Here is an 11,251-nt window from a genome sequence, read left to right as displayed (position 1 = left end):
AGATCGGGCTGATGACCAAGACGTTCCAGGCCGTGCCCCATGTAACGGCCATTCCTGATGCGCCGGCCTTCCGTCAGGCAATGGCGCAGGTCACGAGCGCCGTGCATATCGTCACCACGCGGGGCACGACGGGCCGCGCGGGCCTGACTGCGACCTCGGTCGCCTCGGTGTCCGACGCGCCGCCGACCATGCTGGTCTGTGTCGACGGCATCAGCCGCACGCTCGCCGCGATCGAGGCGAGCGGGACTTTCTGCATCAACACGCTGGCGGGCGATGACGGGGATCTCGCCGAGATCTTTGCGCGGCGTCGGGGCATCGAAGGCGAGGCCCGTTTCGCGACGGCCGAGTGGACGACGCTCGTGACCGGAGCGCCGGCACTCGTCGGCTCGCTTGTCGCCTTCGACTGCAGGCTGATCGAGGTGCACCGTGTCGCGACCCACCGCATCCTGATCGGAGAGGTCGTGGCGATCGGCGGCCGGGGCCAGGGCAGCGGGCTGGTCTACCGGCGGCGCGGCTTCTCCGAGGTCTGAAGGGCCGTCAGACCTCTCCGGCTTCCTCGGCGACCTCGGCGAAGACGATGGCCGCTTCCTTGAAGGCGTGATTGGCGGCTGGCACGCCGGCATAGATCGCTGTCTGCATCAGCACTTCCTTGATCTCGTCGCGCGTCAATCCGTTGTTCAATGCGCCACGGACATGGATTCGGAACTCGCCCCAGGAGCCGAGCGCGGCTGCAATCGAAAGCACGATGAGCGAGCGCTCACGCTTGATCAGCCCCGGCCGGTTCCAGATGTCGTTCCAGGCGGTTCGGGTGATGAACTCCTGCCAGTCGCGGTTGAACTCGGTGACACCGGCACTGGCCTTGTCGACATAGGCCTCACCAAGCACGGCGCGGCGGGTCTTCATGCCATTGGCATAGCGGGTGGCGTCGTCCATGGCGGCCTCCTCAGGCGTTCAGGAAGTCGAGAACAGCCCGGCCGAAGGCCTCGGGCTGCTCGAGATTGGAGAGATGGGCGGCATCGAGCGTGACAAGCTCTGCACCGTGGATGGAATCGGCGATCTGCTGGCCGACGGCGKGCGGTGTGGCCGGGTCGAGCGCGCCGACAATCACCAGCACGGGCAGGACGATTGCCGAGATCGCCTCGCGCTGATCCATGTCGCGGATCGCGGCGCAGCAGCCCGCATAGCCGAGCGGTGGCGTGGTCGTGAGCATCGCACTCACGGCCTCCACGGTCTTTCCGTCGCGCTCGCGGAAACCCGGGCTGAACCAGCGTTCCAGCGTCGACTGCACCAGCGGCCCCATGCCATTGGCGCGGACATTGCGGATGCGGCCGTTCCAGAGATCGGGCGGTCCCATCCGGGCGGAGGTGTTGGCCAGCACCACGCGGTGGAGCCGCCTGGGGGCATGGGTTGCGAGCCATTGCCCGACCATTCCGCCCATGGACACGCCGCACCAGTGCACCTTGTCCAGGCCGAAATGGTCCGTGATGCCGATCGCGTCGCCGGCGAGTTCGGCCAGCGAATAGGGCCGGTCTGGCGCCGTCGATTTGCCATGGCCGCGCGAGTCGTAGCGCAGGACGCGGAACTGCTTGGTCCATTCGGGAATCTGCGGATCCCACATGTGCAGATCGGTGCCGAGTGAGTTCGAGAGCATCAGGACAGGTGCGTCCTCAGGCCCGTCKAAGCGGATATTGAAGGGCTCGCCCCGGATGGTCTCGATCGGCATCGTCCTGTCTCTCCCTGGCCTATTGTACCGCGATGTTGCCGTCGCTGCTGATCAGAAGCGTCTTACCTGCAAGCGCCGCTTGCTGCGATGCGGGCAGCCGCAGAGCCGGCGGCGTCGGCCAACCCATCTCACGCGCGACGACGAGGCCGAGCAGCAGGATCGCATCGGGCGCATCCATCAGGATCGCCGCGGGCGCGTTCCCGGCATGGACGAGTTCGAGCAGCACGGCCGAGGCAGAGGACGAACCGATCGTGCCGGGCAGGGCGAGCACAGTGCCAGCGATGTTGCGGTCTCGCTCGGGATGGCGCGCATCGATGATCATGCCCGTGCGCGGATCGACGCCGCCCCAGAAGCTGATTGCTGCGCTGAGCGCCAGGCACTCGCCCTTCACGTCGCCGCCGGGGATCAGGATTTCGCCCTTCAAGACCATGTCCGGGGCTCCCTGACGAGGCGACCGGCGACGGCGCTCTCGACGCATTCGGAGAGCGAGCCGTAGGTCACGGCGTAGCCGGTATTGCCCGGTGCATATTGCGCGAACTTGCCGGAGTTCGTCATCAGCACCGCGCCTTCGATCTCGGGCAGGATCGGCGTCACCACCACGCAGGTATCGACGACGAAGATGACGCCGGCGGCTTCCAGGCGCTTGCGGCGCCCCTGCGCTTCCAGAGGTTGGAGCACGTGGCGACCGGTATTGGCGTAAAGCGGGCGAGAGAGCGTGCGGTCCGCGAGCAGGTTTTCCAGCTCACCCATCTCCTTCAGGGAAAGGTGTGGCGAGCCGATCGCGACTGCGTCGATACGGTCGGTGGTGCCTGCCGTGGAGAGCCGCGCAAGGGTCGCCTGCACCTCCAGATGCGTCAGCACGATGCGCTGTTTCGGGGGGCGGTCCCCGAGTGCCGTGGCGAGATCAGGAGCTTCGGGCGTGACACCGGCGACATGAAACAAGCCGACGCCTCCGGTCGAGGCAGCAGCCGCACCGAGCGCCTTTAGACGGTCCTCGGTCGTACAATCCTGAAGCCCCTCAATGACGACGACCGTGCTCCCGGCAGCGCGTCCAAGAAAGGTGCCGAGCACGGGATAGAACACATCCGACCGGCGCAGCTCCTTCGAGAGCCCTCCGACGTCGAGCAGCAACTCCGCGACACGGTTCTCGGCGCGGTGGAGGCCGTAATCCGGGGCGCGCCCGGCAATCGCGCAGGCGATGTCGAGGAAATCGCCATAGCGGTTGGTGCGCGCGCCCAGCACCGAGTTGCAGAAGACGACGGCATTCGACTCGCCCCAGGCGACGTCGCTGCCCTGTGCGGGGCGGTGTCCGGCCTGGTAGGGCGCACAGGTCCAGCTCGGTTCGCAGCCCATCGCCTCATAGGCGCGCATCATGCGGGCCGCCATATCGCGCTGATGTGCGGCGAGGCGGATCACGGCACAGCCGGCGGGGGCGAGGGAGCCGACATTCAGCGTCGCCCGCACAGCGACCCTGGCGCCGCCCTCGACCAGTTTCTCCGCGAAGAGCGTGCCGGAATCACCGTGGTAGAGCGCGCCGTCGATATGGGCCGAGGCAACGGGTATCAACCTCCGTGCACCCATCAGGCGAGCGGCTTCGGCGACGATACGCAAGGCCATCGCTGAGCCACCGCCTCGCGCGCCGGAGGCAATCGCCCGCTCCTCGTCGGTCAGTTGCAGCATGTCAGTCCATATACTCGCGCTCTTCTTCGTAGAGCGCGAGTATCCGGTCGATGATGCAGTCGCTCGCTCCGCGATAGGTCGCCGGATCGAACAAGATGTCGAGTTCGTTTTCACCAAGGCGGCCGGCGAGCGCCGGATGCTCGGCGAGAATGGACTTGAGATGCCTGCCGCTGGCCACGCAGTCGCGGCTTGCCTCCTCGAGCAGGTGATGCGCCTCGGCCCGGCCGATCGACGCCGCAAGCGCGAGCGAAACCCGCTCGGCCATGACCAGGCCGTGGGTGAGCTCGAGATTCTGCCGCATCCGTTCCGGAAAGACCTGCAGGCCCTCGATCAGCGCCACACTTTGATGGAGTGCCGTACCGGCGATGATGAAGAGTTCGGCAAGCGTGCGCCATTCGGCATGCCAGMCGCCCATGGCGCGCTCGTGCTCCTGCGGCATCGCTGCGAGCATGGTCGAGACCAGCCCCGGAGCGCGCTTCGCTCCGGCGAGGATCAGCGTGCACAGCACCGGGTTGCGCTTGTGCGGCATGGCGGAGGAGCCGCCCTTTCCGGGCGCTTCCGGCTCGGCCAGTTCGCCGATTTCGGTCTGCGCCATCAGCGCCGTGTCCTGGGCGATCTTGCCGAGATGCCCCAGGACGATGCCAAGCGCGGCCGCGATCCGCGCCGGCCGGTGCCGCTCCGTGTGCCAGGGCGTCAGGACTGCGCCGATCGCCGGCATCGTCCTGCAGAAATTCTGGAGCACGGCTTCAGCCTTGTCGCCGAGCGAGGCCAGGGTCCCGGCTGCTCCGCCCAACTGATGCGAAGCCTGGCCGTAGATCATGAAATCGTCATGGAAGCGAACGATCGGCCCAAGCCACTGCGCCACCTTGACGCCGAAGCTGATCGGCACGGCATGCTGGAGGAAGGTGCGCCCGATCATCGGAGTGTTTCGATGGCGCTTCGTCAGTTCGGCGAGGGCGTGGGCGAGACGGGCGGAGCGCCGGAGGATCAGCCGGTAGGCCGTGCGATATTGCTGGGCCTGGCCGGAATCGATCACATCCTGGCTGGTTGCGCCATAATGCACCCATTTGGCCGCTTCCGGATCGACCGCAGCGACCTGGGCGGTCAATTGCTTGACCAGCGGGATTGCGGGGTTGCCTGCAAGAGTCGCGGCCMTGCCGATGGCGCCGATGTCATAAAGCTCGGCCTTGCAGGCCGCCGCGATCACGTCGGCGGCGGCCGCGGGGATGACGTCGGCGGCCGCTTCGGCGCGAGCGAGCGCGGCCTCGAAATCCAGCATGCCTTGCAGAAGTGCCCGGTCTTCGAACAGGCTTGCCATCTCGTGATCGGCGAAGAGCTCGCCATAGAGACCGGGCAGGTCAGTCATGGCGGCTCCGCGTGTTCGGAAATGCGTGGCGCAATGCAGGCTCGCTCCCCTTGTCTAGGCTGGCGCTTTCCGATCAAGGATAGACCAATGGGTCCTTGGATAGACCCGAGGCGCGCTCGCCCGCAATATGGGCCGTTCGGCGCAGCCAAGATGGAGGAGTGACGCCGTGGCGATGACGATGAATGGCGAGGTCACCTTACCCGCCAGCAAGGATGTGGTCTGGGCAAAGCTCAACGATGCCGAGGTGCTGAAGGCCTGCATTCCCGGCTGCGAACAGCTTACCAAGGACGACGATACGCATTTCTCGGCGGTGGTGAAGGTCAAGCTCGGGCCGGTGAAGGCGACCTTCCGCGGCAAGGTCGAGCTTGCCGATCTCGATCCGCCGAATGGCTACCGGATCGCGGGCGAGGGCGAGGGCGGGATCGCCGGATTCGCCAAGGGCGGCGCCAAGGTCGTGCTCAGTGACGCGGAAGCAGGGCAGACATTGCTGAGTTACGAGGTCGAGGCGCAGGTCGGCGGCAAGCTGATGCAGCTTGGATCCCGACTGATCGATTCGGTCTCGAAGAAGCTTGCCGACGAATTCTTTGCGAATTTCGCCAAGGCGGTCAGCGAAGGCTGAGCGCGCCCAAAGCATCGGCCCGAAACGTGGATGCGGTTCTCGGAAAATCCGATGCAAACGCAGGAGGTTAGATCACCGAACCGGATACACTATCCGGTTCGGTGATCTACGAGGCCTTGCGCAGCGACGCGAGAGCCTCGCTGACGGACGCTTCCGCCGCTCCGATCTGGAGCGCGATGTCCGACGCGGCTGTGTTGGCACGCTGGAGCGCTCTTGCCGTCGTGGCAAGTCCGTCATTGACGGCGGTCGCACTGGCGATGGCTTCGTCGGAGCTGTTTGCGACCTCGGCCGCATCGCGGGCGATGCTGGTCGTGACGAAGCTTTGCTGGGCGACGGCATCCGAGATCGCTTCGGAATCGCCCCTGATCTCACCAATCGTCTTGCCGATCGACGCAGAGCGGACGCCGCAGACCTCGGCACTGGCGGCCAGTTCGGCGATCTGCCGGGCAATATCCTGCGTCGCGCTGGCGGTCTGGGTCGCCAGCGATTTCACTTCGGAGGCGACGACCGCGAAGCCTCGGCCAGCCTCCCCGGCGCGTGCGGCCTCGATGGTTGCGTTCAGCGCGAGCAGATTGGTCTGTGCCGCGATATCGGCGATGAGCCCGACTACGGTACCGATGCTGCCGGTGACCTCGCGCAGCCTTGCGACGGCCGAATTCATCGCCTCCGCGTCGTCGACGGCCCGATTGGCAATCGCGAGGCTTTGCCGGGCGCGGTGTCCGATCTCGGCGATATTGGCCGACATCTCTTCTGTGGCGGCCGCCGTCTGGATCGCCTTTTCGCGCACGAGGGCGGAGGCGTGGGCGAGGCTACCGATCTGATTCTTGATGAAGCTGGTGGCTTCGGTCGTCTCGAACGAGGTCGAGACGAACTGCTCGACCGCGCCGCTGATCGTCGTATCGAGCTGCCCGATGCGGGACTTCATCAGCGCAGCGGCGTTGTCGAGGGCCTGTCCGCGCCGTTCGGCCTCGCCAGCCTCGATCTGCTGATCGATCGTGATCGCGGTATTGATGTCGTAGGTCAGGATCCGCTCGATGATGTAGAGATCGCGGCCCACCTTCTTCGGCGACAGGACAAGGCGCCAACGGCTGGCGACCGAGATCGCCTGGTACAATGCGAAGGCGATCGAGACCCGTGGGCGTGGACCGACCTTGGCCACGCGCTCCAGCACACATAAGCGCTCGATCGAATTGCAATAGGCTTCGCCGAACTCTCCATCGAACAGCTGCTTGAAATGTGCGGCTTCGGCCGGATAGAGCGTTTCGGCGACGGGCTCTACCGTGCTGCGCAGGGGCGCATGGATCACGAAGGCACGGGCAAAATCCTTGGCAACGAGGCCCTCGATCACACGGTCCACAATGGAGCGATAGCTTCGCAGGCGCTCGCGCTGGGCCTCGTCGAAGCCGATGGCGCGCAGGCGCCGCTGGATTTGATCAGAGATGGTCGACACCGACACGTTCATGATCCCGAGCAAGGCTTCGATAGCGATCAGCAAAGCTGTGATCTCCGGCGTTAACATTCTGCGAATGCAGGCCGTTCTCGCGCGCGTTTTCGTACGCGTGTGTTTGTTGCAGTGCAGCGTTGATGCTTGGCGAAAACAGCACTCAAAGTCCGCAAAATCGCCGCTTCATCTTGTTGCCATCGCGCTTGACCGCGCAAAATCCCGGGTCCACATTCCGTTTCGAGCTGTTCCAAGAAAAAACTGCCTGATGAGGCTAGAGGTTTCGCGAACGGCTCCGGCTCCGGATTTCAGTGGCTGGGAGGGTCACTGGCCGGGCGCCGGACGTAGGGTCCCAGGAGATGTGCTCATGGCCACGGTTTCGTTGACGGTGAACGRCAAGGCCGTCACCGCGAATGTTGATCCTCGCACCCTGCTGGTGCAGCTCCTGCGCGAGAACCTACGACTGACCGGTACGCATGTCGGCTGCGACACCAGCCAGTGCGGTGCCTGTGTCGTCCATCTCGACGGCAAAGCCGTGAAGTCCTGTACGACGCTTGCTCTTTCGGTCGATGGCGCCACGGTGACGACGATCGAAGGGCTCGCCGTGAACGGCGTGCTGCATCCGATGCAGGAGGCATTTCGCGAGCATCACGGCCTGCAATGCGGCTACTGCACTCCAGGCATGATCATGGCTGCGGTCGATATGGTGAGCCGTCGTGGCCATTCGCTCGATGAAGCGACGATCCGTGATGATCTCGATGGCAATATCTGTCGGTGCACGGGCTACCACAACATCGTCAAGGCGATCGCTGCCGGGGCGGAGGCGATGGGCAAGGCGGCGACGCCGACGCGCAAGGCTGCCGAGTGACGCCTTCGGCCGGCGCGCTCCCGCGCAGGCCGGTTCTCAAGCCATGAGGCGTCCGCCAGAGGCGCTGTGCGAGGAGGGAACACCATGTCCGCAACCGGAATCGGCGCCGCTGTCCGCCGCAAGGAAGATCACCGTTTCATCACCGGCCAGGGCCGCTACACCGACGACATCAACAGGCCTGGCCAGACCTACGCCTATTTCCTGCGTTCGCCGCATGCCCATGCCACGCTCAACAGGATCGACGCCAAGGCCGCGGCGACGATGCCGGGCGTGCTTGGGATCTATACAGGCGAGGATCTTGCCGCCGATAAGATCGGTGGGCTGATCTGCGGCTGGATGATCCATAACAAGGACGGTTCGCCGATGCGGGCCGGCCCGCATCCGGCGCTGGCTCAGGGCAAGGTCCGCTATGTCGGCGACCATGTCGCGGTCGTGGTGGCCGAGACGCTGGCGCAGGCCAGGGACGCGGCCGAGGCGATCAGCGTCGATTACGGCGTGCTGCCGGCGGTGGTCGACACGGCGAGTGCTGCGAGCTCGAAGACCCAGGTCCATGCCGAGTCTACCGACAACACGGTCTTTAACTGGCATCTCGGCGACAAGGCTGCGACCGAAAAGGCGTTCAAGGCGGCCAAGCACGTCACGAAGCTCGACCTCGTCAATAACCGCCTGGTGCCGAACCCGATGGAGCCGCGCGCGGCCGTCGGCGATTACGACCAGGGCGAGGGCGCCTTCACGCTCTACACCACCAGCCAAAACCCGCATGTCGCGCGGCTCGTCCTTTCCGCCTTCATCGGCATTGCGCCGGAGAACAAGCTGCGTGTCGTCGCGCCGGATGTCGGCGGCGGCTTCGGCTCCAAGATCTTCATCTATGCCGAGGAGACGGTTTGCGTCTGGGCTGCGAAGAAGGTGGGCCGGCCGGTGAAATGGACCTCGGACCGTACCGAGGCCTTCCTCTCCGATGCGCATGGGCGCGACCATGTCACCCATGCCGAGCTCGCGACCGACGCTGATGGCAAGATGATCGGCATGCGGGTGAAGACGACGGCCAATCTCGGCGCCTACCTTTCGACCTTTTCGTCCTCGGTGCCGACCTATCTCTACGCCCCGTTGCTGTCGGGCCAGTACGATATCCCGGCGATCTATTGCGAGGTCGATGCGGTCTACACCAACACGGCTCCGGTCGATGCCTATCGAGGCGCCGGCCGGCCGGAGGCGACCTTCGTGGTCGAGCGCCTGGTCGAGATTGCGGCGCGCGAACTCGGCAAGGATCCAGCCAAGTTCCGGATGCAGAACTACATCAAGAAGTTCCCGCATCAGACGCCGGTGATCATGATGTACGACACCGGCAACTATGCTGCCTCGATGAAGAAGGCGCTGGAGATCATCGACTACAAGGGGCTCGCCAAGCGCAAGCGCGACTCGGCCCGCAACGGCAAGCTGCGTGGCATCGGCTTCTCCTCCTATATCGAGGCCTGCGGTATCGCACCGTCGGCTGCGGTCGGCTCGCTGGGGGCTGGCGTCGGCCTGTGGGAATCGGCGGAGGTGCGGGTCAACCCCGTTKGGACCGTCGAGGTGCTGACCGGCTCGCACAGCCACGGCCAGGGCCATGAGACGACCTTTGCCCAGCTCGTCAGCGACCGGCTCGGCATCCCGATCGAGAATGTCTCGATCATCCATGGCGACACCGACAAGGTGCAGATGGGCATGGGTACCTACGGCTCCCGTTCGGGCGCGGTCGGCATGTCCGCGATCGCCAAGGCTGTCGACAAGGTCATCGCCAAGGGCAAGAAGGTCGCGGCCTATGTGCTCGAGGCGGACGAGGCCGATATCGATTTCAAGGATGGCAACTTCCACGTGAAGGGCACGGACAAGACGCTCGATTTCGGCTCCTGTGCGCTGCAGGCTTACATCGCCCACAAGTTCAATGGGCAGGATCTCGAGCCGGGGCTGAAGGAAGGCGCGTTCTACGATCCGACGAACTTCACCTTCCCGGCCGGTGTCCATATCTGCGAGGTCGAGATCGATCCCGAGACCGGCATCACCAGGATCGAGCGCTGGGCGGCCGTCGACGATTTCGGCATCGTGATCAACCCGATGATCGTCGAGGGCCAGGTCCATGGCGGCATTGCCCAGGGCGTCGGCCAGGCGCTGCTCGAAGGGGCGCGCTACAATCAGGACGGCCAGCTCGTGACTGCGAGCTTCATGGATTACTGCATGCCGCGTGCGGACGATCTGCCGTCCTTCGATGTCGGCATGACGGTGACGCCGTGCCCGTCCAACCCGCTGGGCATCAAGGGCTGCGGCGAGGCGGGCGCGATTGCCTCGCCGCCGGCCGTGATCAACGCCATCACCGATGCGCTCGGCCATGAGGAGGTCACCATGCCGGCAACGCCGCAGGTGGTCTGGCGCGCAGCGCAGAAGAGCATCAAGCGAATGGCCGCCGAGTGATCTGAAAGGACAACACGATGTACGCTTTCACCTATCATCGCCCGGCCACGGCCCGCCAGGCCGCTGGCCTCCTCGCCAAGAAGGAGGATGCCAAGCTGCTGGCCGGCGGGCACACCCTGCTGCCGACCATGAAGCAGCGCCTCGCGTCGCCGACACACCTCGTCGATCTCGGCGGTTGCGCCGATCTCAGGGGCATCGAGCGCAAGGGGCGCAATGTCGTTATCGGTGCGATGACGACCCATGCCGAAGTGGCGGACTCGGCTGTCGTCCGGGAGGCGATCCCAGCGCTGGCCTATCTCGCCTCGCATATTGGCGACCCGCATGTGCGCCATCGCGGCACGATTGGCGGCTCTGTCGCCAATAACGACCCGGCGGCGGATTATCCGGCGGCGCTCATGGCGCTCGGCGCCACCATTGTCACCAACAAGCGCAAGCTCACGGCCGGAGAGTTCTTCACCGGCCTCTACGAGACGGCGCTGGAGGAGGGCGAGATCGTTGTCAGGATCTCCTTCCCGCTGGTGTCGAAGGCAGGCTACGCCAAGTTCCGCAACCCGGCTTCCCGCTATGCACTGGTCGGCGTCTTCGTGGCCAAGCGGGGCTCGGAGGTCAGTGTCGCGGTGACGGGCGCCGGCGAAGGCGGCGTTTTCCGCTGGCCGGAGGCCGAGGCCGCTTTGAAGGCCCGGTTCGCTGCGAAATCTCTCGATGGCATCAAGCACACGGCCAAGGGCATCAATGCCGACATGCATGCCGATGCCGAGTATCGGGCCCATCTGATTGGCGTGATGGCACGGGAAGCAGTTGCCAGGGCGACGGGCAAATAGCCGAAGCCGATTGACCTGCGACGGAATCCTCCCCCACACAGGGGAGGATTTTTGCTGATTGGCTGGTTGCGAGCGGAACATGGACAAGATGGTCATCACGGCGCCCGAAGCGCCCGAAGCAGCCGGCGGCTATGCCCAGGCCCTGCTGGTTTCCGGCGCGAGCCGACAGCTCTACATCAGCGGGCAGATTCCGAGCACGCGCGATGGAACTGTGCCGGAGAGCTTTGCCGAGCAATCGCGGTTGGTCTGGCGCAATATCGAGGCCCAGTTGCACGCTGCCGGCAT

Annotated in this window: 12 protein-coding genes; 6 read left to right on the top strand and 6 right to left on the bottom strand. The window is 65.2% G+C overall.

Translation table 11 applies throughout. The features are described from left to right. The coding region (locus tag AC1DJT_RS28160) for a flavin reductase family protein (protein WP_476835321.1) at positions 1-530 on the top strand (530 nt) is incomplete at its 5' end. A gap of 7 nt (positions 531-537) precedes the next feature. Here AC1DJT_RS28160 and pcaC read toward each other — a convergent pair. Genes pcaC through pcaB form a run of 5 tightly spaced genes read right to left on the bottom strand, consistent with a single transcriptional unit; the run spans position 538 to position 4,769 of the window. Then, positions 538-933 carry a 4-carboxymuconolactone decarboxylase gene (pcaC, locus tag AC1DJT_RS28155; protein ID WP_441506192.1) on the bottom strand — a complete coding sequence of 132 codons (396 nt, stop codon included), beginning with the start codon at positions 931-933 and terminating at the stop codon, positions 538-540. Between the two features lie 10 nt (positions 934-943). After that, the gene (gene pcaD, locus AC1DJT_RS28150) at positions 944-1,723 is read right to left on the bottom strand and encodes a 3-oxoadipate enol-lactonase (RefSeq protein WP_476835320.1); all 780 of its coding nucleotides are present in this window, start codon (positions 1,721-1,723) and stop codon (positions 944-946) included. 19 nt (positions 1,724-1,742) lie between these two features. Next, the gene (locus tag AC1DJT_RS28145; RefSeq protein WP_441506190.1) at positions 1,743-2,153 is read right to left on the bottom strand and encodes an aconitase X swivel domain-containing protein; all 411 of its coding nucleotides are present in this window, start codon (positions 2,151-2,153) and stop codon (positions 1,743-1,745) included. After that, complete coding sequence (locus tag AC1DJT_RS28140) at positions 2,144-3,403, bottom strand: aconitase X (protein ID WP_441506189.1); 1,260 nt, start codon at positions 3,401-3,403, stop codon at positions 2,144-2,146. The genes AC1DJT_RS28145 and AC1DJT_RS28140 overlap by 10 nt, the downstream gene beginning before the upstream one ends. A gap of 1 nt (position 3,404) precedes the next feature. Beyond that, positions 3,405-4,769: a 3-carboxy-cis,cis-muconate cycloisomerase gene (gene pcaB / locus AC1DJT_RS28135; RefSeq protein WP_476835319.1), complete on the bottom strand. Its 1,365-nt coding sequence runs from the start codon at positions 4,767-4,769 to the stop codon at positions 3,405-3,407. 166 nt (positions 4,770-4,935) lie between these two features. Between pcaB and AC1DJT_RS28130 the strand changes: the two genes are divergently transcribed. Continuing rightward, positions 4,936-5,388, top strand: coding sequence for an SRPBCC family protein (locus AC1DJT_RS28130; RefSeq protein WP_069880024.1), 453 nt, complete (start codon positions 4,936-4,938; stop codon positions 5,386-5,388). A gap of 106 nt (positions 5,389-5,494) precedes the next feature. On the opposite strand, the gene AC1DJT_RS28125 is transcribed toward AC1DJT_RS28130, so the two are convergent. Further along, positions 5,495-6,838, bottom strand: a complete 1,344-nt coding sequence (locus AC1DJT_RS28125) for a methyl-accepting chemotaxis protein (protein ID WP_476835318.1) — start codon at positions 6,836-6,838, stop codon at positions 5,495-5,497. 358 nt (positions 6,839-7,196) lie between these two features. Between AC1DJT_RS28125 and AC1DJT_RS28120 the strand changes: the two genes are divergently transcribed. The 4 genes from AC1DJT_RS28120 to AC1DJT_RS28105 all read left to right on the top strand — a co-directional run. Next, entirely contained in the window at positions 7,197-7,697 is a 501-nt protein-coding gene (locus AC1DJT_RS28120; protein WP_476835322.1) for a (2Fe-2S)-binding protein, read from the top strand. Between the two features lie 84 nt (positions 7,698-7,781). Continuing rightward, on the top strand, positions 7,782-10,145 hold the full coding sequence (locus tag AC1DJT_RS28115; protein ID WP_476835317.1) for a xanthine dehydrogenase family protein molybdopterin-binding subunit: 2,364 nt from the start codon (positions 7,782-7,784) through the stop codon (positions 10,143-10,145). 17 nt (positions 10,146-10,162) lie between these two features. Further along, entirely contained in the window at positions 10,163-10,966 is an 804-nt protein-coding gene (locus AC1DJT_RS28110) for an FAD binding domain-containing protein (RefSeq protein ID WP_476835316.1), read from the top strand. A 79-nt stretch (positions 10,967-11,045) separates the two neighbouring features. Next, positions 11,046-11,251 (top strand): RidA family protein (locus AC1DJT_RS28105; RefSeq protein ID WP_476835315.1); only part of this gene is annotated, 206 nt, incomplete at its 3' end.

It is taken from the genome of Allobosea sp. 05T422_2, from assembly GCF_056396265.1.
This window is presented reverse-complemented; position numbering and strand designations above follow the sequence as displayed.